The following is a 22,842-nucleotide window of genomic DNA, read 5'->3' as shown; positions in this document are numbered from 1 at the left end:
CTCCAATGCTAGCAGGATTGTTCAACAGACTGACGGGATCGACCAGTGTGCCGGCCATCGAGCACGACGAACTGGTCAAGGCGCATCAACAGCGCAGCTGCGTCATCGTCGACGTCCGTGAGCCGCACGAGTTCAAGGGTGGCCACATCCCGGGCGCGATCAACCATCCGCTGTCGTGCTTCGATCCGGGCAGCCTCGCGCACGACAAGCCGGTGATCCTGATCTGCCAGGCCGGCGGCCGTTCGGCGACCGCGCTGCGACGGGCGCTGGCGGCAGGCCGTCAGGACATCCGTCACTACGCCGGCGGCATGAGCCGCTGGCGCGCGCATGGCGGTCCGGTTGCCTAGCGCGGCCGGACGAACCGCGTGCAAACCGAACAGCCAGCGCCGGCGCCGCAATCCCCGCCGCGAGGGACGAGGGAACCGCAAGACCACGACGATCTCACCGCCGATCACGATCGCTTCGTCATCCAGCAGTAGCAAGCAGTTGCGCATGGGAATGTCGAGATGGCACGCGGTGGTCGTGGGCCGCCCAGTTCGTTCCCCGCCGCGGAGCGCTTGGTGGTATGGACAAGTCGTAGGCTAGACGAATCGGAAGTGACACGATTTGAGCGCGAGAAAGTCCGGCACGGCATGGCGACACGCCAACATGGGTCGTCTGCTCAATAATGCGGTTCGTCGGTTCGAGACGCGGGTCCTCGAGCTGATGAGTGCTCGGGGACATTCCGAAACGAGAAGCGCCCATGTCAGCTTGACCCGGAACCTCGACATCGAAGGCACCCGGCTGACCGAGCTCGCCAGAAGAGCCTCGATGAGCAAGCAGGCGATGGGCGAACTGGTGGATCAGTGTACCGGATTGGGCCTGATTGAACGCGTCCCAGACCCGAGTGACGGCCGTGCGCGCATCATCATGTTTACTCCGGCCGGCTTGACCTGGCTCAACGCCTTCCGCGAAGCGGTGGACGCTGCCGAGCGTGAGATGCGCGCTGAATTGGGAGGAAGCACCATGGATGTGATCCTGAAAGGCCTCCGGGCCTACGGTGCGCGCTTCGATACCCTTGAAGACAAATCCTGACGCCAATCGGCTTGATTATATTGTCAGGTAACCTTACCATCTGCGGAAAGCGGGGGTAAGGAGACGAAGCTTGGAGAATGGTCTCACGGCGTCAGTGCTGATCGTCGGCGGCGGTCCCTGCGGCCTGATGCTGGCCAATGAGCTTGGGCGTCGTGGTATCTCCGCCATTTTGGTGGACGTCAAACCAGGGACGGCCTTCAATCCGCAGGCCAACGCCACGCAGGCGCGCTCCATGGAGCACTATCGCCGCCTGGGCTTTGCCCACGAAATCAGGCAGGCGGGCTTGCCTCTCGACTATCCGACTGATGTCGCGTACTTCACCCGTTACGCGGGCTATGAACTCGCGCGCTTCCAACTGCCATCATCCAGCCGAGCGACCGAACTGATCAAGGGTCTCTCTGGGTCCTGGAGCGCCGCTGAGCTGCCTCACCGGGTTTCGCAGAAGTATGTCGAGGCCATTTTGCGCAGGCATGCAGAGCGGCTGCCTGGCATTCGAATTCACTACAGTCATCGCCTTGTGCAATACACGGAAGATAGCCATGGCGTCGTGGGGGAGGTGGAGAGCCTCGAAGACGGGCGTCGCTTTCGTGTCACCGCAGAGTTTCTGGTCGGTGCCGACGGGCCGCGTTCGACGGTCCGTCAGTCGCTCGGCATTCAGTACGGCGGCGAAACCGGAACGCGACGTGATTTCATGGGCGGCCGCATGTTGGCGGTCTACCTGAAGTCACCTGAGTTCTACAGCGGCGTCCCGCATCCGAAGGCGTGGATGTACAACTGCTTCAACCGCAACCGCCGCGCCTTCATGGCGTCTGTGAACGGGCAGGACGAATTCGCGTTCCACACACAGCTGCGGCCCGGAGAGGACGAAAGCGCGATCGGCGTAGCCGACGCGAAGGCAGCCTTTCAGCGTGCCTGCGGAATGCCGATCCCGTGTGAGGTTCTGTCGCATCTCACCTGGACCGCCGGCCATGCGCTGGTTGCCGATCACATGCAAAGAGGAAGAGTATTTCTCGGCGGCGATGCAGCTCATTTGTTTACCCCCACGGGCGGACTCGGCTACAACACCGCGATCGAAGATGCCGTCAATCTCGGTTGGAAGCTGGCGAGCGTCATCAAGGGCATCAGCCCGAAATCGCTCCTCGACAGCTATGAAATCGAGCGGCGTCCAGTCGCGGTGCGAAATACGAGCTTCGCTCGGCACTTCGCCAATTCGCTCGGGCACTACGAGGCACCTCCGGATCTCGAAGACGCGACGAAGGCGGGCGAAGCGGCTCGACGGCAGGCCGGCGCGTACCTCGATAGACATGCGCGCGCGGAGTTCAGTATTCCCGGCATCACTTTCGGCGGACGTTATGACGGCTCGCCGATCGTCGTTGCCGATGGAACCTCGCCGCCGCCGGATAGCGCGAATGAGTATGTGCCAAGCGCCTGTCCCGGCGGGCGAGCTCCGCACGCGTGGATCGATGACAATGTCTCGCTCTACGACAGGCTTGGTTTCGAATGGACTCTGCTGCAGTTTGGCGAGGTGCTTTCAAGCACCGAAACCATAGGTGAAATGGCGCGCGCGGTCGGGATCGACCTCAAGATCGTGACTTTGCCGAGAGCCCTGCGCGATCTCTATGAGGCAGACTTCGCGCTGATCCGTCCCGATCAGATCGTAGCGTGGCGAGGAAGTGCATCGACCGCTCTTTCATTCGGTCCAGTGCTCGACCGTGTTCTCGGCAGGCCCTTGAAAAACTAGTGTACTCATACACTCGCTCGCGCAGACATTGGTGTCGGTCCGGTTTCCGAACTGCTCGATACAACGTGTATTCGCACCCCGAAGGCCGCTTCACCATTTCGTCGGGCGCGCTGCCAGTCGGCGGATCTCGAAGAGAAGCTGTGCTGCTGGTGCCGGCAAAATGTCAAGACGGCGCTTGAAGGCCGTCAACGTCCTCACGCTCGTTGTTCCGGCGTGAGACCGCGACGCGAATTTGCGAATGGGGGACCGTGTATCGACACCCCAGCAGTCGCTGCGCAAGTCCGGCCTGCATCGAGCCCCTCAAACGAGCTCGATGTCGGCAGGATAGCCGGCATCGTTGAGCTTCTCGAATAGTGCTCCGGTCGGGATGTGTCGGGGCTCTCGCAGGCCGCCGGGCGTTCCCCATGCGCAGCCGGTGCTCCGATGCGCCTCCATGTCGTAGACGAAGGTGGCGGCAAGATCGATCAGGATCTCCCGCCAGGTGACGACATAGACGTCGTCGCGGATCTTCCAATAGCTCGCTTCGTCCGTGCCGCAATCGCCCCGGCGCATTCCCTTCAGACACTGATACGAGTACCAGTGGGTGTTCAGGTAGATGTGCTCGTAGATCGTATCCTCGCTGTAGCGGTAGATCGCCCGCGTTCCGATGAGATCGCGGGTCGGCGCGGGCGCTGGCGAGTGTGACGTTAGCGGCTGGCCAAGCAGGCGCCCGGTGGTGAATCGCTGGGTCACTCGGGTCTTTCGTTCGAAAGGCAAATCAGCGTCGGCAAGCTGCGAGGCGACGAACAGGACATGGTGGGTGCTATTGTCGAGTACGATCGCCATGGTCTCACGCCCCGATGCGGGCAGCATCGCGATGATCAGAAGAACGTCAGGTGCGGCTTCGACCACATCGACCGGACAGGTCCCGCTCTCGCCAAGCGCGAGGCCCGGAAGACCCCGCCAGCTGAGGACGCGATTGGGCCGGAATTCGAGCGCGGCCTCATCATGGCCGTCCAGTTCGATCTGCAAGGTCTGGCCTTGCAGTCGATCAGTGCTGGCCTGCCGATTGACTGACAACCCGCTGGCGACAGCGGACGAGGACGGCGGACCCGCGGTTGAGGTGAGGCTGTTGGCAACGGAGCTGCTTGAAAAGCTCTCACCGACGAGGCGCTCCGACAGTGACCAGACCGCCTCGGCGTGCGCATGGTCCAACGCCCAGGGCATCACGCCGTTTGGCAGGCGCGGATCGGGGTTCACCTCCGAGAAACTGCAGTCTTCGAGGAACCGGCCGCCTTGGCCTGCGAGCGCCGGATGGACCAGAGCCCACACGATCGTCGCCGCGCCAGCTGCAAGGCGCTTGCGCGGGAGATTGACGACTTCGGGCTGACGACGTCGCAGCGGCGCGAAATCCTCCTGTGTCAGGTGATGGTGAAGATTCGTGTCCGTGATGATTCCGGGTGCGACGGTGAAGGCTCGCACCCCTTTGTCGCGATGGCGCGCATCGAACAGCAGGGCGAACTGCGCATTGGCTGATTTCGACTGACCGTAGGCGTCCCAGCGGTCGTAGGGCTTGTCGCGGAAATTGGGATCCGCGACGTCGACGTTGTGCAGCCTGTGAGCACCAGAACTCATGACCACGAGCCGGGACGGCGCGCCGGCCTCGAGCAGCGGCGCCAGCCGATTGACGAGCAGGAAGTGCCCGAGGTGATTGGCGCCAAACTGCATCTCGAAGCCATCCGCGGTGAGGGCATGGTCGATCGCCATCACGCCGGCATTGGCCACGATGCCGTCGAGCCTGTCGTATGACGCAGCAATGGCGGCAGTGAAGGCGCGCACACTGGCCAGCGATGCCAAGTCGACGAGGCGGACTTCCAGCGCAGCGCCCGGCACATTGGTCCTGATCGCGGCGGCTGCTGCTTCGCCTTTCTCGCGCGAGCGGACGGCCATGATCACACTTGCACCGCGCAAGGCGAGGGCACGTGTGGTCTCCTGGCCCAGGCCCGATGAAGCGCCCGTCACAAGGTAGACTTTGCCCGACAGGTCGATGCCCGCGAGCACCTCGTCTGCGGTGGTGTCACGATTGAAATTGGTCATCGCGTTCATCGGCTAGGGCCTTTTCGAAGAGAGAATTACAAGATCATGTCCGAGCCGTACGCCACGGCGTGAGCCCAATTTCGAGGAGCCCAAGAAGCGCATTGTTGGCCGCACCGACCACGCCGAGCAGCACGATCCCGGCATAAAGATCGGTGCTTCGAAACGAGCGCGCCGCCATGATGATGGTGGAGCCCAGCCCTTGCTGCGCCGTTATCATTTCGCCGACCACAGTGATGATCAGACAGGCGGTCAGTGACAGCCGCATTCCCGCGATGATGTCGGGGAGCGCGTTGGGCAGTCCGAACTTCAACGCGAAGGCCAGGGGGCCGATGCGGAGAGTCTTGGCAACCTCGCGGAGCCTTGGCTCGATCGAGCTGAAGCCGTGGATGGTAGGCAGCAGCACAGGCCAGATTGCGCCAAACGCGATGATGCCAAGCAGCATCTGCGGATGTAGTCCGAACAGCGCAATGCCGACGGGGAGAAGTGTCGACGCAGGAAGTGGACGAAGCAGCTCGAGCGTGGGGCTGAGCCAATAGCGCGCACGGGACGACAGGCCGATCAGAGCACCAAGCAGGACGCCGCCGAGCGACGCCAACAACCAGCCGAAGATCATGCGTTGCATGGTCGACATCGTGAGAGCCAGCAGGTCGCCTTGGGTCAAGCCGCGCCAGAGGTCGACAAATGTTGCGGCGGGCGTCGGCATGAAGATGGGCCGGACGAGTCCGGTGGCCGTCACCAGCTGCCACAGCAGAAGAACCACCGAGGTCAAGAGGATCGAGCCCGCGCGCAGCAACCAGTTGTTCATCTCGGCGCCTCGCCATACGCAGCGCCGAACAGGTGCTGATGCATCGCGACTAGACCCGTATTGAGCAGCCATCCGAGGATGGCGAGCCAAAAAAGGAAAGCGTACATCACCTCGGGACGGAGACTGAGCCCGGCGGAGATGATCGCGTAGCCGATGCCGATCGGGTTGGCAGCAATCTCGGTCGTCACTGCGACGATCAACGCGATGCCGAGGGTCAGCCGCAGCGCCGCGAAGATTCGCGGAAGCGCCGCGGGCAAGGCAATCTTGGTGATTTGCTGGCGGCGTGGAAGGCCGAGCATACGGGAGACTTCGATCAATTGCGGCTCGACCCCGAGCACGGCGTCGCGGCTCAGGAGCAGCATCGGCCAGAAGCATGCAAAGGCGATGATCGCTGCTTCCATTTTGATGCCAAGTCCGTAGATCAGCATCATCAAGGGAATGATCGCCACCGGCGGAATCGGGCGAACCAGTTCGACCGTTAGGGAAGCGAGCCGTGCCGCCGTGGGTGAGAGGCCCATCCACACGCCGAGCAGCAAGCCGAGCGTGCCCCCGACGGCAACCCCAATGGTGACGGCCCCGATTGTCTCCGCCGTTCGCAGGACAATCTCGCCATTACCGATCAGGCCGAGCAGCGCGGTCGCAACCTCACTCGGCCGTGCGAGCCCGTCGCTCTCGATGCCCGAGGCGCGCATGGCGAACTCGGTGACGGCAAGCATTGCGAGCGGGACCAGCCAGGCCGGTAAGGCGCGCAGGACGGGATCAATGCGTGTTCTGGACATGGTCGAACAGCACGTGGCGAAGGCGCAGGAATTCCGGCTGCTCCCGCGTTCCAAGTTGGTCGCGGGGCCTCGGCAAGGCGACGTCGATCACCTGAGCCAGGCGGCCTGGATTGGCCTGAAGCGCGAACACCCGGTCGCCGAGATAGATGGCTTCATCGAGATCATGGGTCACGAAGAGGGCGGTCGCGCCGCTATCCCTCACCAGCATCGCGATCTCGTCCTGGAGAGCCTGGCGGGTCAGTGCATCGAGGGCACCGAACGGCTCGTCCATCAGGAGGATGCGCGGCTCCTGAGCCAGGCACCGGGCGATCTGCACGCGCTGCTGCATGCCACCCGACATTTGCGCAGGATATTTATCGCCATGCCCGGCGAGACCGACCTTGTCGAGGAGAGCGGCAGCGCGCGCGGCGCGTTCAAGTCGTGGCGTCCCCATCGCCTCCAGCGCCAAGGCAACATTCCCTGCGGCGGTGCGCCACGGCAGCAAGGCGCGCCCATAGTCCTGAAACACGATCGCCACGTCGGGCGACGGTCCGCCGACGAATGCGCCAAGGCGATGGACAGTGCCTCGGGTCGGCGACAGCAAGCCCGTCACCAGTCGAAGCAAAGTCGTCTTGCCGCAACCGGAAGGACCGACGACGCAAGCGAACTCGCCAGGAGCGACCGAAAACGATAGGTCGTCAACGACGCACTTGCCGCCCAAATCCAGTCGGATCTTGTCGAACGCAATAGCGGGCACCGCGCAAGCCGCTGCGGAAGGCGCGAACCGGGAGGTCATCTGGTTCATTTCAGGAAGAGCGCGTCGGGTGACTTGAAATTGCGCAGCATGTCCTGCTTGTCCATCATGTCGACCCACAGCTGGACCTGTTGCGGAGTGACGTTGGTATCAAGCTTGTTGATCGTCAGCGTCTTCAGCACCTCCGGAGGCATCTTCACGTATTTGCCGAAGATCTCGAGCGCAGCCGGCAGGTCGTGCTGTTGAAAGGCGATCGCCTCGTCCATCGCGCGCTTGAAGCCGGTGGCTGCCTCGCGGTGCGCGTCGGCCCAGGACCTGCTGCCAGCATAGACGAACGGCGGAAGCCGGTCGGGGAGGTCGGCCGCGATATAGAAGACCTTGCCGCCGATCCCCGGTATGGCGGCGCGCTGCAGAAACGGGTTTGTCGAGAGCACAGCGTCCACCGTCCGAGCCTTCAAGAGGTCGCCGAGTTGCGGAAAAGTGCTTTCGACGAAGGTGATCTTCTTCCAATCGACGCCTTTTCGCCGAAACCATTCGCGCGCCATGATATGAAAGAAGCTTCCCAGGCCCGGCGTCCCGATCCTCTTGCCGATAAAATCTTCCGGCTTCTCAATTTCGGAATTTGCGCCGGCCACGATCCCGTAATTGGTGTCATCGACAGAGGCGATCGCGCCGCCCGAGACGACCACGAGATCGAGGCCGCTGTCAGTCACCTGGATCAGGGACGCCGTACTCAGCGCCGCGATCTGGAGGGAATCGGACTGCAGCGCAGCGGGCATCGATTGCCCGCCGGGAATGATCTTGATCGTGGCGTCGATGCCGTGATCCTTGAAGTAGCCCTTCTCGACCGCGATCATCGGCAGCACGAATTCGGGCACCGGTGGCACGCCGATCGTGATCTTGGTCTGAGCCGCGGCAAGGCCGGTCATCGACAGCTGGACCGCGAGAGCCGCCAGCATCATCTTGAGAAGAGTGGGAACGGCAGCTCGCATCGTGGAACCCGCTTGTTCGGAAATTTCCGCAACGATAGCAGCGGGCGCAGGTCAAACCACCTCCCCAAGATTGGGGAGGTGCGAGGTTGGGATATCTATCGGACTCTGGTTTTTGCGGTCTCGCCGGCGATCAAGCCTCTCACGTCCGAGCCGGTCAGTGTGTGACGCTGCACGGCGCGTCGCGTTCGGCGTCGGCCCGGTGCAGCAGACGCGCGAGCTGTGTCCGGTTGCGAACTCCGAGCTTGGCGAATGCCTTGTCGAGATGAGCCCTGACCGTCGCAAAGCTCACGTTGAGGTTCCGGGCGATTTCCTTGTCGGACAGGCCATTCGCGGCGAGCTCAGCGACGGCCGCCTCGCGCGGCGACAGCTTGACCGGAATGCCTGGCCTTGCTCCTGCTGTTATCGAAGGCGCCGTGCGTTTGAGCGCCTGGACGAATCCCGGTTCAATCAAGCTCAGAAGCCCAACATCGTTGGCGTCGAAATCGGGGCGTCCGTTTGTCCGCCATATCCTGACGTCGCCAATGCTCTCCTGTCCATCGAAGGCGAAAAGATTGATGCCATAGTGGTGTCCAAATGGACGTAGGAACTCGTTGTAGATCTCCGTCTTCATCAGGTCGGAGTGAGAGATCAGCGCGCTGACGGGCGTTACGCCCTGACGCATCCAGCGGGACAATCCAGCCCTATGGCGATGCTGAAAATGGCGTTCGTAGTTCAGGACGCAGGCATCGTCCAGATTGACGGATACACCGAGCTCGAACGCTTCCTTCTGCGTGTTCCAGGCGTAGGACGCATAGAAATCGGCATCGAGAAGATCAAGCAAAAGCGGGCCGATTGCGCTTCTCAGTTCCTGATTGCTCGCGTGCTCGGCAGAAAGCATCCCGATGATGCCGGACAGCACGCGCTGCTTCTTTGTGCTTATTTTCATCGCCATCCTCCCGTCGCGAACATAGGTCAGGGTGAGCGCAACTGTCCAGTTCTGAGGCCTTCAGCGTTCGCCGCAGAGCTCGTCGGATGAAGTCTTCCGCGGCGAGGCGAACCCAAGAAGGGGGGCGGGCTGCCGAGCTCGATCAGTATCGTTTGCGTCGCGGCCGGGACGATGGGGCGCTCGGCTTCGAGGGGCTCGTCTCAGCACTCCAGTTTCGGATCCAGGGAATGAGAAATTCGCCGAACGCTTCGGCTGCCGGCGGAATCGAGCGCCTGGCCGGCCGATACAGGCACACCTCACGAACCGTCTCTGGTTTCGTGATGCGGCGCATCGTGAGTCCGAGCGGGCGCGCGAGGACGCCGACATAGGCGGGCGCCGGTGTCGCCGCGAGTCCCTGCGCTGCGATGCCCAAGGCCGTGGTGATGTTCTCGACGATCTGCGGCGATGTGGTCGAGCTTGTCCCTGGATCGGAGTGGCGCATCTGGGCGACGCTGACCTCGTGATCCCGGCTCGCCGCGACCAGCGTGATGCCGCGCAGATCGTCCCACCGCAGCGTCTTTCGTGCGGCCATCGGATGGTCGGGGGCACACCAGAGCACCCAGGGACTTTGAAAGATCGTCTCGGCACTGACCGCGGGATCCGGCGGGCGGTCAGGTCCAACAGCAAGGTCGAGATCGCCTGCCGCGACGCGATCGACGGTCAGCTCGACGGTCACGTCCCGGATGTGGATCGCCACGTTGGGCCGCTGGCGCCGGAATTCCCGCACGGCTGCCGGCAGAACCGCGCTGGCCAGAACGAGCGGAGCTCCGATGCGCACGACCCCCGCCGCCCGGTTGCGGACGTCAGCGGCTGCCGTCTCGGCCAGCTGGACATGCCGCAGGACGCTCTGGGCAAAGCCGAGAAAGTCGCGGCCGGCGCTCGACAGCGCCACCCGCCGCGTGCTGCGGTCGAAGACGCGGAAGCCAGCCGTCGACTCCAGCTCGCTGACGAGCTGGCTGACGGCCGATGAGGTCAAGCCGAGCCGCTCGCCCGCCGCGGAGAAGCTCAGCGTCTCGGCGACGGCGACGAGCGCCTCGAATTGACGGATGGTGATGCGCGACAGGGGCATGTCGTCATTATTAAGCATCTCTAATCAATTGAAAAGAATCAATCGGTTTTGTGCGGCGCCCTCCTGAGCAAAGATCGTCGCAGGCGGGACGACGAGGAGTCGGCGGCAATTGGCTGCCGACCTGCACACCAAGGGGCCGCGTGAGAGCCCATGGCGTCCGCATTCGCACCGGGGAGGCAGCGATGATCGAATCTCAGGAGGCGCCGCGCGCCGGCCTCGTTGCAATTGAGCTGCGCGCAGCCGCGACACTGGGAAATGCGGGAGCGGCAATACCGCAGCGTAAGCCATGACGGACCACGAGACAGTTGGAGAGAAGGTCGCACGCTCGTTGATCGCGCACGGGGTCGATACGGTCTTCGGCATTCCCGGCGCGCACATGTACGATTTCAACGATGCGCTCCATGGCCGTCGCGACGCGCTTCGCTTCATTCATACCCGCCACGAGCAAGGTGCCGGGTACATGGCCTATGGCTACGCCAAGTCGACGGGAAGGGCCGGCGTCTACACGGTCGTGCCGGGTCCGGGCGTGCTGAATTCCAGCGCGGCGCTTTGTACCGCTTTCGGGGCCGCTGCGCCGGTGCTGTGCGTGACCGGCAACATCATGTCTCATCTGATCGGGCAGGGGCGCGGACAACTCCACGAACTGCCTGACCAGCTTGCCACCTTGCGAAGCTTCACCAAGGGCGCTGAACGGATCAATCATCCCAGCGAAGTCTCTTCCGTCCTGGCGAACGCGTTTACGCGCATGCTCTCCGGCCGCCAAGGTCCCGTCGCCGTCGAGGCGCCCTGGGATGTCTTCGGCAAGAAAGGCCCGGTAGGCGATCTCGCGGTCGGTCAACCGGACAAGCCGCCGGAGATCGATCCTGACTCTGTCGCCGCAGCCGTGGCGCTGATCGCCAAGGCGAAAAATCCGCTCGTCATGGTCGGCGGAGGGGCGGTGGGGGCCGCGCAGGAGGTCGCCGAGCTGGCGGCGCGTCTTCAGGCGCCTGTGACGGCGCATCGGTCGGGCAAGGGAATCATGCCCGACGATGATCCTCTGGCGCTCAACTCGGTTGCAGCGTTCGAGCATTGGAAGCGCACCGACCTCTTGATCGGGATCGGTAGCCGCCTGGAGCTGCAATATATGCGCTGGCGGTGGTTGCCGCCGGGCATGAAGGTCATTCGCATCGACATCGATCCGACCGAGATGGTGCGCCTGAAACCTGATGTCGCGATCGTTGCGGACGCAAAGGCCGGGACTGCGGCGCTGGCCGCGGCAGTCGATGGGACGTCGCCGGGATCACGGCATTGCGAGTTCCTCGCCATCAAGGCCAGAGCGCGCGCTGCGTTCTCCGAGGTGCAGCCTCAGATCGCCTATCTCGATGCCATTCGTGCCGTTTTGCCCGCCGACGGCTTCTTTGTCGAAGAGGTCAGCCAGATCGGGTTTACGGCGCGGTTCGCCTTCCCCGTCTACGAGCCGCGCCAGTATGTGACCTGCGGCTACCAGGACAATCTCGGCTTCGGCTACGATACGGCGCTCGGGGTCAAGATCGCCCATCCCGAGAAGGCCGTGGTTTCCGTGTCCGGCGACGGCGGCTTTCTGTTCGGACTGCAGGAGATGGCGACCGCCGTGCATCACGGCATCAACGTCGTCGCGATCGTCTTCAACAATTCTTCTTACGGCAATGTGTTGCGCGACCAGCGACAGGCCTATGGCGGGCGCTTCATCGGTTCCGACCTGACCAACCCCGATTTCGTGAAGCTCGCCGAGTCCTTCGGCATGCGCGGCTATCGTGTGTCGTCGCCGGATGCCTTGAAGCAGGTGCTGGCGCAGGCGCTCGATCTCGACGCGCCGGCACTGATCGAAGTGCCGATCGAAAAGGGGTCGGAAGCGAGTCCCTGGCCCTTCATCCATCCACCCGCACCGGTCGGCGGCAACTCGAATCCTTGAAGAGGCAGACATGAGCGAGCCGAATTCGCTTGTTGCGAACCAGACGAGAGCCTCCAAATATCTGGAACGGTTCACGCAGGGCGTGGTGCCGCACGTCATCAATGGCGAGCGCGTGGTGTCCCTGGCCGGTCGGACCTTCGAGACGCTCGACCCGACGACGAACGCCAGGCAATGCACGGTCGCTGCCGGCGATGCCGCCGATGTCGACAAGGCGGCTCGGGCCGCGGCCGATGCATTCCGGATCTGGCGTGATGTCTCCGGTCAGAAGCGCCGCGCGATCCTTCACGCCATTGCCGATGCGATCGAGGCGAGAGCGGACGAAATTGCATTGATCGAGTCCTCGGACACCGGCCAGCCGATCCGCTACATGGCCAAGGCGGCGCTGCGCGGCGCCGAGAACTTTCGCTTCTACGCTGATCGGGCGCCTGGTGCCGCTGATGGCCAGTCGCTGCCCGATGCCGACCACATCAACTACACGATGCGCCAGCCGATCGGGCCCGTCGGAGTCATCACGCCCTGGAATACGCCGTTCATGTTGTCGACCTGGAAGATCGCGCCGGCGCTGGCCGCGGGCTGCACGGTCGTCCATAAGCCGGCCGAGTGGAGCCCGCTGTCGGCAGTTGTTCTGACCGAGATCATGGATGAGGTCATCCGTGCGCATGGCGGGCCGCCCGGAGTCGTCAACCTCGTTCACGGCCTTGGCGAAAGCGCGGGCCGGGCGCTCACGGAGCACGACGCCATCAAGGCGGTGGCCTTTGTCGGCGAGACCACGACGGGTTCGCACATCATGCGGCAAGGTGCTGCGACCTTGAAGCGCGTTCATTTCGAGCTGGGCGGCAAGAATCCCGTCATCGTCTTCAACGACGCCGATCTGGATCGCGCGCTCGATGCGGTCCTCTTCATGATCTATTCGCTCAATGGCGAACGCTGTACATCGTCCTCGCGCGCGCTGGTGCAACAAGCGATCTATCAGACCTTTGCGGCCAAGGCTGCCGAGCGCGTGGCCGCCATCAAGGTTGGCCACCCGCTCGATCCCGCCACCGAAATCGGACCGCTGATCCATCCCCGCCATGCCGAGAAGGTTCTGAGCTATCCCGCGCTCGCACGGGCCGCCGGAGCAACCGTCGCGACAGGCGGCGGAAGGGCTTGCGACGGCGCAGGCAACTATGTCGAGCCGACACTGTTCACGCACGCGGCCAACGACATGCGCATTGCACAGGAGGAGATCTTCGGACCGGTCCTCACCATGATTCCGTTCAGCGATGAGGCGGAGGCGGTCCGGATCGCCAATGACGTGCGTTACGGCCTCACAGGCTACATCTGGACCCGTGACGTCGGCCGCGCGCACCGCGTCGCCCGCGATCTCGAAGCGGGCATGGTCTGGGTCAATTCGGAGAATGTCCGCCATCTGCCGACGCCGTTCGGGGGCGTCAAGAACTCCGGCATCGGACGCGACGGCGGCGACTATTCGTTCGATTTCTACATGGAGACGAAGAACATCGCCATTGCATACGACAGTCACAAAATTCCGCGTGTTGGCCTGTGAGGACAAGAGCTATGTCGGTTCCCGCGAGCGTCCTGTACCCGCCGTTCAACATTGTTCGGCTGAGCCACATCGTCCTGACGGTCACCGATCTCCAGGCGGCACGTGCCTTCTATGCCGACACGCTCGGCCTGCAGGTGACGGCGGAAGATGAGAGGCGCGTCTATTTGCGTGCGCTCGAGGAGCGTGGTCACCATTGCATCGTGCTGGAAAAGGGCGATCGCGGCGTCGCTAATGAGCTGGGCTTCAAGGTGTTCGACGAGGAGCATCTGGAGCGCGCCAAGGCGCATTTCGATCAGCAGGGGCTGCCGACGGAGTGGGTCGAGGTTCCCTTTCAAGGCCGCACGTTCCGCACGCGCGATCCACTCGGCATTCCCCTCGAATTCTACGCGCGGATGGATCGGCTTCCCCCGATTCATCAGCAATACGCGCTCTACAAAGGCGTCAAGCCGCTGCGGATCGACCATTTCAACTGCTTCTCGCCTGACGTCCGAGCCTCGGTCGAGTTCTACAATTCGATCGGCTTCAGGCTGACAGAATACACCGACACCGAAGATGGCGCTGAGCTCTGGGCGGCCTGGATGCATCGCAAGGGAGGGGTGCACGACATTGCGTTCACGAACGGCCTTGGGCCGCGGCTTCATCATGTCGCATTCTGGGTGCCGACGCCGCTGAACATCATCGATCTGCTCGATGTCATGTCGACGACCGGCTATGTCGGCGACATCGAACGAGGACCTGGTCGCCATGGAATCTCGAATGCATTCTTCCTCTATGTCCGTGACCCCGACGGACATCGGGTCGAGATCTATTGCTCGGACTATCAAACCGTCGATCCGGATCTGGAGCCGATCCGGTGGGATCTGAAGGATCCGCAGCGCCAGACCCTGTGGGGCGCTCCCGCGCCGCGATCCTGGTTCGAGGAGGGAAGTCCGTTCCGCGGCGTCGGGCTCACGGCTTCAAAGCTCAAATCCACTCCGATCGTCGCACCCTGACCGGACCGGCGTGGCGAGCAGCCAAACAGGAGCGCCCAGTGAGAGAAAGCGCCGAGACTCGCGAGACACCGGCAAATTCGCATCATGCGATCTGGTCGGTGTCGGCTGAGCACGTGCCGGCTGAGCGATCGCAGGCTGCGATCGAGGCGGCCCGAGGTCTGCTTCGTGAACGGCTCACGACCAATGTCACGCTGCGCGAGCAACACGGGCATGGCGAGGGGCCGGTGCGGGCTCACGCGCCCGATGCGGTGGCCTTCGTCACATCCGTTGATGAAATCAGCGAGATGTTGCGCCTGTGCCATCGCGAAGGCGTTCCGGTGGTGCCGTTCGGCGCGGGATCGAGCCTGGAAGGGCAGGTCAATGCCGTGTGCGGCGGCATCAGCCTCGATCTTTCGCGGATGAACGCGATCATCGAGGTCAATCAGGAGGACATGGACTGTCTGGTCGAGCCAGGCGTGACGCGCGAGCAGCTCAACGCGTTCGTCCGGGACCGCGGGCTGTTCTTTCCGGTGGATCCGGGTGCCGCGTGTACCATTGGCGGAATGTGTGCCACGCGGGCCAGCGGAACGAACGCTGTTCGCTATGGGACGATCAGGGAAAATGTGCTGGGCCTCGAAGTCGTGCTGGCGGACGGTCGCGTCATCTCGACCGGCGGGCGCGTCCGTAAGGCCGCCAACGGATACGATCTGACGCATCTGTTCATCGGCTCGGAAGGCACGCTCGGTGTCATCAGCAAGATCCGGTTGCGTCTGCAAGGTATACCCGAAGCGACCAGCGCGGCCGTCGCTCAATTCCCAACCCTGTCCGCCGCCGTCGAGGCGGTGTTCGCGACGATGCAACTCGGCATCCCCGTCGCCCGCGTGGAGCTCCTGGACGACGTGCAGATGGCGGCCAGCATCGCCTATTCGCGGCTGAATGAATTTGAGCCGCTGCCGACCCTGTTCTTCGAATTCAACGGCAGCGCGTCGAGCGTCAAGGAGCAGGCCGAACTGGTAGAAGCGACGGCGGGCGAGGCGGGATGCATCCGATTCAGCTGGGCGAGCGAAACCGAGGCGCGCAGCCGGCTGTGGGCCGCGCGTCATCGCGCCTATCCTGCAGCCGTGGCGCTCCGTCCGGGAGCGCGGGGCATCGCGACCGACGTCTGCGTTCCGATCTCGCGCCTGGCCGAGGCGGTCCTCGGCGCCAAGGAGGACATCGCTGCCTCCGGCCTGATTGCGCCGATCGCCGGTCACGTCGGTGACGGCAACTTCCATTGCTGCATTCTGGTCGATCCGGACGATCCGTCCGAACTCGAGCGTGCGCTCGCACTCGACCACAGCATCGTCGCGCGCGGCCTGGCGCTCGGCGGCACTTGCTCCGGCGAGCACGGGATCGGTCTCGGCAAACGCGCGTTCCTGCAGCGCGAGCACGGCGACGATGCGCTCGATGTCATGAAATCAATCAAGTTCGCGCTGGATCCAAAGGGCATCCTTAATCCAGGGAAGGTCTTTCTCGATACGTCCCTGCCAAATCGCGGCAGCGGCCGCGTCGAATCTTGAAGAGGATCAAATCATGTCGATGCCTGCTATCAATCTTGGTCGGATGCCCGCAGTTGCGCGGTCTCTGGTCTTCGGACGGTCGCTGCGCAATTTGGCGGCGTTGACGGCGGGGTGCTTGATGCTGGGAGCGGCTCTGGCTGAGCCGGCGACGGCAGAGCCGTTCGAGGGGTGCCCCTCGAACGACATCCGCGCGCGCTTTGAAGAGTTCGGCCGTACCGGAAAGATGCCGCCGGACATGGGGGCTTGGCTTTCAAATCCGAAGGCGCAGTACATCGAGCCCTGGAAGGCGTTCGACAACGTCTACTATGTGGGGATTTGCTGGGTATCGGCCTGGGCTATCCGAACGAGTGACGGCGTAGTTCTGATCGACACTCTGCATGAGCCACATGTCGATCAACTGATCGCCAATCTGCGCAGGGTCGGGGTCGATCTTGCTGAGATCAAATACGTCCTGATGACGCATGGACATTTCGACCACGTTGGCGGCGCCGCCAAGCTCAAGCCGCTCCTGCCCAACGCCAAGTTCGTCATGACGCAGACAGGGTGGAACGAAGCGATCGAGGCAGCCAAGAAGTCCGAGGCGACGCCGCGCCCCTGGTCGATGATTGCGCAGGATGTCGTCGCCAAGGGCGGCGATATGATCCGGGTCGGCGACAACAGCTTCGGTGTCGAAGAGACGCCGGGACACACGCACGGGACCGCGTCCTATACCTACGATGTCAAAGATGGTGCAAAAACCTACCGTGCGATCACCGTCGGCGGTCTGGGGCTCAACGCGATCGAGAACTCGAAGCAGGTCGAGGAGTACATCGCAAGCATCGACAAGATCGCGGAGCAGGTGAAGCGGCCGACCAATCCCGTGACGGTTCATCTCACGACGCACCCGTTCTCGAATGGTCTGACAGAGCTTCGCGAAAAGGTGCTGGCGCGAAAGGCAGGCGAGCCAAACCCGCTAGTCGATCCCAAGGGACTGCTTGAACAACTGGCCTATCTGCGCAAAGGAGCCGAAGAGCGGCTGGATGCGGAGCGCAAGGCCGGTCGCTGAAGCAGCCGGGGGTTAGCGCAGGGTTGGCCGCCGCACTTGGACGCAATGCGGATTCTCCACTCTTCGCGATCGAGCCCATCGACCGAGGAACGCGCTTCCAAACTGACGGCGGCTCCTGCCCGGGTTCGCCGTGCTCGAAACAACAAGACTAAAGTGGAGAACACAATGTTGAAGGCAGTCGCATCGATCGTAGCAGCCGGCACTTTGCTATGGGCTCACGGCTCGTCGGCCAGTGAAATCAAGGTCACGCTGCTTGGAACGGGCACGCCGACACCACGGGTCGGAAGCTTTAGTGCGTCTACGCTCGTCGAGGCCGGACCTGAAAAGCTGCTGTTCGACATTGGTCGCGGTTCGACCATCCGCCTCTTTCAGAAGCGGATTCCCCTTGGCGCGATTACGGCCCATTTCATCACCCATATGCATTCAGACCACATCGTCGGTCTGCCGGACCTCTGGTTGAGCGGTTGGATCGCGACTCCTTGGGCGTCACGCAAGTCGCCCATGGTCATCTTTGGTCCGGCCGGAACTGTCGCTATGACGCAAAACCTGACCAAGGCGTTCTCCGAGGACATCCGCATCCGTGAAGACGACGAACATCTTCCGCCGGAAGCTGTGGCGTTCGAAGCCAAGGATGTCGAGCCTGGACTCGTCTACGACAAAAACGGCGTGAAGGTTACGGCAATCGAAGTCAATCATGGCGAGAAGATCAGACCGGCCTTTGGCTATGTGATTGAATATGACGGCAAGAAAGTTGTCCTGTCCGGCGATACCAAATACGACGAACGGATAGCAAACGCCGCAAAGGGGGCTGATCTCCTGGTTCATGAGGTCGCCATCATCGAACCCGAGCTCTCCAAGGCGTATCCCTCCTATCGCGATATCGAGGCGCACCACAGCTCTCCGGAAGAGGCTGGGCGCATCTTCTCGTTGGCAAAACCGAAACTGGCCGTCTACTCGCATATCGTGTTTGCCACGAAGATACCGGTGCAGGACGTTCCGGATCAGGCGCTTGTCGAGAGGACGCGTGCGACATACCAGGGACCCCTGGTGATCGGCCGCGATCTGACGTCGTTCGTCATCGATGGCGATGTCTCCGCAGCGGGCGCCAACGGCGAGCCGATCAAGCCGCTGGAACAAGCACGCTGACGGTCTGGACCAGAGCGGCTCGAGCATTCTTGCGCTGTCGGCAGCAGCGGCGAGGCGCTGAGTTCACAGGCGGCCAATTGTCTTCGGCTCAACATGTGGTCGATGGCCCAGAAATCGATGCGGCGGATGATCCGCCGTCGCAAGCTCCGACATGTCGGGTCGAATGATTGCTGCAGATCCTTCGGTGCAGCTCAGTCGGCGCCTATGGCATGTCGGCGTGGGCGCGCGGCCTGTTCAGGTTCGGAACCGCTGACAAAGCCGAGGCTGCCTCGCCTGGTCTCTGCTGGAGAACTGATGCGCGGTACTTAGTAGTCAATTAACGGCGAAGTAGCGTTTCTACGCTAGACGATGACGATCGATTTACCAGTCTGAAAGTGGGCGGATGAAGATGCGTATCCGAGGTCTGTTTGCGCTTGGCATGGGCATCATCTGCGTGTTCGCGCTGGCGCTGGCGGGAATGGTGATCGCAGGGGAATGGTCGCGCTATTCGCAGTCCCAGGCGAGCATACTGATGGTCAACGATTTCGCCCGCGTTCTCGTGACGATCGAAAAGCTGACTGCCGAGCGTTCGCCGAACCAGCTCTGGATGGTGGCGAGCAGCGCGGACGAGCCGGAGAAGAAGGCCGCTCTGCTCAAAGCGCGTGACGCCGCCGATCGCGCGCTGGCCAATCTCCGCGCCGGCCTCGCCGACGGGGCCGCGCCGTATCGCGACATCGGCCTCACTGTCATCCGCGCCGTTGTGGACAAATTGCAGCTTGCGCGTGCCGGCGCCGAGCGTGCCAGGGCGTTGTCCGACCAGGCGGCGCGCAGCGCCGCGATCGGAGAGTCGGTCAAGCAAATGCTCACCGTCACTGCCGACCTGTCGTCTCTCATCAACGACGTTCAGCGGCATATCGCGCCGAACGACCCCGACTCCCTGACGTTGTCCGACATCGCCCGGCTCGCGATGGACTTGCGCGACACCGCCGGCAAGTTCGCCTCGGTCGTTGGACTGGCAGTGGCGGAGAGCCGTCCGTTCACAGCCGACGATGCGCTTCAGGTTGAGGAGTTACGTGGGCAGCTGAATGCGCTATGGCGGCTGGTTCAGCAGAAGGTGGCCTCGGTGCCGCAGAGTCCCGCATTGGACGCGGCAGTCGCGACGACCCGCAGCCGCTATTTCGGCGACATGATGACGGTGATGCGCGATGTGATCGCGGCCGGACGGGATCATGGCCGCTACACGATTACGTCGCCGGAATATCGCAAGCTCAACGTGCCTGCTCTCGACACTATCGTCGGCATCCGCGAAGCGGCGCTTGACGTCGCGGCCGCTGGCGCGGCGGAGCGCAACGCCGGAACGCGAAACCGGCTCGTGCTAGCGCTCGGCCTGATCGCCCTCATCATGGGTACGGTCGCCGCGACGACCGTCTTGTTCGGCCGCAGGATGATCAGGCCGCTGATCGCCCTGACCGGCGTTGTCGTCGAGATTGCGCGCGGCAGACGCGACATCGTGATACCGTTCGAGCGCCGTAAGGACGAGATCGGCGAAATCGCCGGTGCGCTCGGCGTTCTGCTCGAGAGCGCGCGCACCGCCGATCGTCTCGGCGCCGAACAGCAGGACGCGAGCCGTGCAGAGGCTGCCCGCGGCCAGCGGCTCGCGACCCTGACCCGCGATTTTCAGGCAGGCGTTGCGAGGCTGGTCGACAAGCTCAGCGGCGCGGCCAGTGGCATGACCGAGACCGCTGCGGTGATGAGCAAGGCGGCGGGCAAGGCCGTCAACCAGTCCGCCAACGTGTCGAATGCGTCGACCCAGACCTCACAGAACGTGACCACCGTCGCCTCCTCGACCGAGGAGTTGTCGATGTCGATTCGCGAAATCAGTCAGCAGGTGTCGCAGTCGGCCACGATCGCGATGCAGGCGTCCGCAGACGCCAATCGAACCGGCGAACTGGTCCGCGCGCTGGCGGAGCGTGCGCAGCAAATTGGAAAGGTGGTCGAACTGATCAGCGGAATTGCCGGCCAGACCAACCTGCTGGCGCTCAACGCCACCATCGAGGCTGCGCGGGCGGGTGAAGCCGGAAAGGGGTTTGCAGTGGTGGCGACGGAGGTGAAGAGCCTGGCTGGGCAGACCAACAAGGCCACGGACGAAATCACGGCGCAGGTGAACGAGATCCAGGCCGCGACGGAATCGGTGGTTGGTGCCATCGGCAGCATCGCGGCCACGATCTCGCAGTTTAACGAGATCGCGGCGGCGGTGGCAGCGGCCGTAGAAGAGCAGGGCGCGGCGACCGGCGAGATCGCCCGCAACGTCCAGGAGGCGGCCCGCCTGACCCGCGAGGTGACCGGCAGTATCAGCGAGGTCCGGGCCACCGCCGAGGAAACCGGCAGCGTCGCGAAATCCGTGCTGGATGCGGCCGGAATGCTTTCAAACCAGGCGGCAATCCTTCGAACCGAAGTCGAGCAGTTCATCCAGGCGGTCGAGGCCGCCTGACGTAGGTCGCGCAAGGCGAATGGCGGAGGTCGCATCACTCCTCCGAAAAACACCGGATATGATTTTGAGGCAAAGATCACATCGGGTTGCAAGCTACCCACAGCGGTCCAGGACAAACGCCCGACTCAGCCTCAGGAGCAAACCTCACCGGACCCGGCATGCAGTTCGGCTATGGCCACAAGTCGATCTGAGGCGTCCCTTCCAGGGAGCCAACCTCGGCTTGCGCGTCGGCCACTGCAGCTTCGCGGCGCAGCCGCCCACGAGCCGCAGGGGCTGACGCCACGGCGTCTTCACAAGTGGTATTCGGCCATAATCTGCCCGCTGCCGGAGGACGGGAAGTAGGGACACAGCAGTTCGGTCTCACCCTTGTAGCCGTCCCACCCGAGCATGCCGAACATCATGTGGGTGTCGGCCATCAATGCTTCGCCGTTGCACTTGGCGGAGTATTCCGGAAGCATGCGGACGAACTCCGCATAGCGACGTTCCTTCCAGAGATCCAGGACGCGCATGTCGACCTGGCGGTTGAATTCGCTGCCGATCTGTTCCCATTGGCCATCACCGACTTGCTCGTTGGCAACGAGCTTGTGCGACATCGAGCCGGACGCAAGAACGGCGACCTTGCGGTTGGACGCGGCGATCGCCGCGGCGCAGGCCGCTCCGAACGTGCGGTTCTCCTCGACGCTGGCGAAGATCGGCGCGGCGACCGATAGGACGCGTGCCCAGCTCCCTTCATTCATGTAGTGCATCGGCACGATAGTGCCGTATTCGAGCGGCAGCGTGTCGACCTTGTGTGCCAGCACCTGCAGGCCGCGTCGCGAGGCCTCCGCCGCGATGACGTCAGCGAGCTCGGGATCGCCGGGATAGTCGTAGCTCATGTTCTGGATCATGTGCGGCGCCTCATGGCTGGTATAAACGCCGTGGTGACGCGCGTTCGCGTTCATGTGGCAGCCGAAATTCGAGATCCAGTGCGTGTCGAACACCAGGAACGTATCGGCTCCCCTGACGCGGGCGCGCTTGCCGATCTCACGCAGCGCTTGAATGGCCGCCGCACGTTTTCCCTCCAGCGGTCCTTTGCGCTCTGAAATCATGATCGAGGGGACGTGCGAGATTTTGGCCGCCAACACAATCTGACCCATGGACGTTTCCCTGTTTTTTGAGTTGAGGCGCAGACCGTAGTCAGTGCAGCCGTGGCGGCCCTTAATTCAGATCAAATCTGCGAGCGGGAGGTGCGCTGACAAACCAAGCCGCCAACCGGCTTTTGGCCAGGATTTCAAGGGCCTGCTCGCCCCGGAGACGGATCATTTAGCAGAACTAATCGATTGCCAAGAAAATATGGATTGTGAGTCCGTCGCCGCGAGGAAACTGTTCGTCTCGGCGCTGCAACAGCGTCGTGCGAGGCCGTCGAGAATCGAGGGGGCGAGGTGAGACAGGTGCTGTTTGACTGGGCGGGAGCGGCGGTGCTCCTGGCAATCATTGCTTCCGGTGTTGAAGCGCAGGATGCCGCGGTCTACGAGAAGCAGAGCTACAATTATAGCGAATGGGCCAAGGGACGTTTTTCGGAGGTGGTGACCGTGAAGAATCCGGGCCGGCTGCTCTTTCTTGGCGGGATAGGGTCTGAGGATGAAGCGGCAAACTCCGGCGGATCGATCAGGCACCTCGGAGATTTCGGCGCACAGTGCCGATACGCGTGGGACAAGATCAAGCGCATCCTCGAGAAGCAGGGTGGTTCGTTGAATGACGTCGTCAAGGTCACGACCTACGTGACCGACATCAGGAGCTTTCCAGAGGCGGGGAAGTGCCGCAGCGAAGTCTTTTCAGGCTTGACTCAGCCCGCAGGTACGTTCGTGGCCGTCAGCCAGTTGGCCTGGCCGGGCATGATGATCGAAGTCGATGTGATAGCCGCGACGGCCAAATAGAAACCCGAGGCAGCTCAACCGGACTG

The 22,842-nt window shown here is 63.0% G+C and carries 19 protein-coding genes and 1 pseudogene; 11 read left to right on the top strand and 9 right to left on the bottom strand.

Annotation, left to right across the window (positions count from 1 at the left end):
• The first annotated feature begins 5 nt into the window (after positions 1-5).
• Positions 6-347: a rhodanese-like domain-containing protein gene (locus tag NLR35_RS19105; RefSeq protein WP_257168072.1), complete on the top strand. Its 342-nt coding sequence runs from the start codon at positions 6-8 to the stop codon at positions 345-347.
• 84 nt (positions 348-431) lie between these two features.
• Here the strand turns inward: NLR35_RS19105 and NLR35_RS34335 are convergent.
• Positions 432-541: pseudogene (locus tag NLR35_RS34335) on the bottom strand (leucyl aminopeptidase); the annotation flags it as partial.
• A 65-nt stretch (positions 542-606) separates the two neighbouring features.
• Here NLR35_RS34335 and NLR35_RS19100 point away from each other — a divergent pair.
• Positions 607-1,074: a MarR family winged helix-turn-helix transcriptional regulator gene (locus NLR35_RS19100; protein ID WP_257168071.1), complete on the top strand. Its 468-nt coding sequence runs from the start codon at positions 607-609 to the stop codon at positions 1,072-1,074.
• 70 nt (positions 1,075-1,144) lie between these two features.
• Positions 1,145-2,815 (top strand): FAD-dependent oxidoreductase, encoded by a 1,671-nt coding sequence (locus NLR35_RS19095; protein WP_257168070.1) that lies wholly within the window; start codon positions 1,145-1,147, stop codon positions 2,813-2,815.
• A gap of 300 nt (positions 2,816-3,115) precedes the next feature.
• Here the strand turns inward: NLR35_RS19095 and NLR35_RS19090 are convergent, their stop codons facing one another.
• From NLR35_RS19090 to NLR35_RS19060, 7 genes are all read right to left on the bottom strand, one after another.
• Complete coding sequence (locus NLR35_RS19090; protein ID WP_257168069.1) at positions 3,116-4,900, bottom strand: SDR family NAD(P)-dependent oxidoreductase; 1,785 nt, start codon at positions 4,898-4,900, stop codon at positions 3,116-3,118.
• Between the two features lie 34 nt (positions 4,901-4,934).
• A complete protein-coding gene (locus NLR35_RS19085) occupies positions 4,935-5,696 on the bottom strand; it encodes an ABC transporter permease (protein ID WP_257168068.1) in 762 nt (253 codons plus the stop codon).
• Entirely contained in the window at positions 5,693-6,475 is a 783-nt protein-coding gene (locus NLR35_RS19080; protein WP_257168067.1) for an ABC transporter permease, read from the bottom strand. Before NLR35_RS19080 ends, NLR35_RS19085 begins: the two co-directional genes overlap by 4 nt.
• Positions 6,456-7,259, bottom strand: a complete 804-nt coding sequence (locus NLR35_RS19075) for an ABC transporter ATP-binding protein (protein WP_257168066.1) — start codon at positions 7,257-7,259, stop codon at positions 6,456-6,458. Before NLR35_RS19075 ends, NLR35_RS19080 begins: the two co-directional genes overlap by 20 nt.
• On the bottom strand, positions 7,256-8,200 hold the full coding sequence (locus tag NLR35_RS19070; RefSeq protein WP_257168065.1) for an ABC transporter substrate-binding protein: 945 nt from the start codon (positions 8,198-8,200) through the stop codon (positions 7,256-7,258). Before NLR35_RS19070 ends, NLR35_RS19075 begins: the two co-directional genes overlap by 4 nt.
• 154 nt (positions 8,201-8,354) lie before the next feature.
• On the bottom strand, positions 8,355-9,125 hold the full coding sequence (locus NLR35_RS19065; RefSeq protein ID WP_257168064.1) for a helix-turn-helix transcriptional regulator: 771 nt from the start codon (positions 9,123-9,125) through the stop codon (positions 8,355-8,357).
• Positions 9,126-9,267: 142 nt separating this feature from the next.
• Positions 9,268-10,233 (bottom strand): LysR family transcriptional regulator, encoded by a 966-nt coding sequence (locus tag NLR35_RS19060; protein ID WP_257168063.1) that lies wholly within the window; start codon positions 10,231-10,233, stop codon positions 9,268-9,270.
• A gap of 286 nt (positions 10,234-10,519) precedes the next feature.
• Here NLR35_RS19060 and NLR35_RS19055 point away from each other — a divergent pair, with 286 nt between their 5' ends.
• The 7 genes from NLR35_RS19055 (at position 10,520) to NLR35_RS19025 (ending at position 20,900) form a co-directional block, all read left to right on the top strand.
• Positions 10,520-12,163 (top strand): thiamine pyrophosphate-dependent enzyme, encoded by a 1,644-nt coding sequence (locus NLR35_RS19055; protein WP_257168062.1) that lies wholly within the window; start codon positions 10,520-10,522, stop codon positions 12,161-12,163.
• Positions 12,164-12,173: 10 nt separating this feature from the next.
• Positions 12,174-13,709 carry a 5-carboxymethyl-2-hydroxymuconate semialdehyde dehydrogenase gene (hpaE, locus tag NLR35_RS19050; protein WP_257168061.1) on the top strand — a complete coding sequence of 512 codons (1,536 nt, stop codon included), beginning with the start codon at positions 12,174-12,176 and terminating at the stop codon, positions 13,707-13,709.
• An 11-nt stretch (positions 13,710-13,720) separates the two neighbouring features.
• Positions 13,721-14,701 (top strand): 3,4-dihydroxyphenylacetate 2,3-dioxygenase, encoded by a 981-nt coding sequence (gene hpaD, locus NLR35_RS19045; protein ID WP_257168060.1) that lies wholly within the window; start codon positions 13,721-13,723, stop codon positions 14,699-14,701.
• Positions 14,702-14,739: 38 nt separating this feature from the next.
• Positions 14,740-16,239 carry an FAD-binding oxidoreductase gene (locus NLR35_RS19040; RefSeq protein WP_257168059.1) on the top strand — a complete coding sequence of 500 codons (1,500 nt, stop codon included), beginning with the start codon at positions 14,740-14,742 and terminating at the stop codon, positions 16,237-16,239.
• Positions 16,240-16,252: 13 nt separating this feature from the next.
• Positions 16,253-17,284: an MBL fold metallo-hydrolase gene (locus NLR35_RS19035; protein WP_257168058.1), complete on the top strand. Its 1,032-nt coding sequence runs from the start codon at positions 16,253-16,255 to the stop codon at positions 17,282-17,284.
• 165 nt (positions 17,285-17,449) lie between these two features.
• A complete protein-coding gene (locus NLR35_RS19030) occupies positions 17,450-18,430 on the top strand; it encodes an MBL fold metallo-hydrolase (RefSeq protein WP_257168057.1) in 981 nt (326 codons plus the stop codon).
• A 418-nt stretch (positions 18,431-18,848) separates the two neighbouring features.
• Positions 18,849-20,900 carry a methyl-accepting chemotaxis protein gene (locus NLR35_RS19025; protein ID WP_257168056.1) on the top strand — a complete coding sequence of 684 codons (2,052 nt, stop codon included), beginning with the start codon at positions 18,849-18,851 and terminating at the stop codon, positions 20,898-20,900.
• Between the two features lie 290 nt (positions 20,901-21,190).
• On the opposite strand, the gene hpaD (NLR35_RS19020) is transcribed toward NLR35_RS19025, so the two are convergent.
• Entirely contained in the window at positions 21,191-22,036 is an 846-nt protein-coding gene (hpaD, locus tag NLR35_RS19020) for a 3,4-dihydroxyphenylacetate 2,3-dioxygenase (RefSeq protein ID WP_257168055.1), read from the bottom strand.
• Between the two features lie 285 nt (positions 22,037-22,321).
• On the opposite strand from hpaD (NLR35_RS19020), the gene NLR35_RS19015 reads away from it, so the two are divergent.
• Positions 22,322-22,816, top strand: a complete 495-nt coding sequence (locus tag NLR35_RS19015; protein WP_257168054.1) for a RidA family protein — start codon at positions 22,322-22,324, stop codon at positions 22,814-22,816.
• Positions 22,817-22,842 lie beyond the last annotated feature (26 nt).

It is taken from the genome of Bradyrhizobium sp. SRS-191 (assembly GCF_024586915.1).
Classification (GTDB): domain Bacteria; phylum Pseudomonadota; class Alphaproteobacteria; order Rhizobiales; family Xanthobacteraceae; genus Bradyrhizobium.
This window is presented reverse-complemented; position numbering and strand designations above follow the sequence as displayed.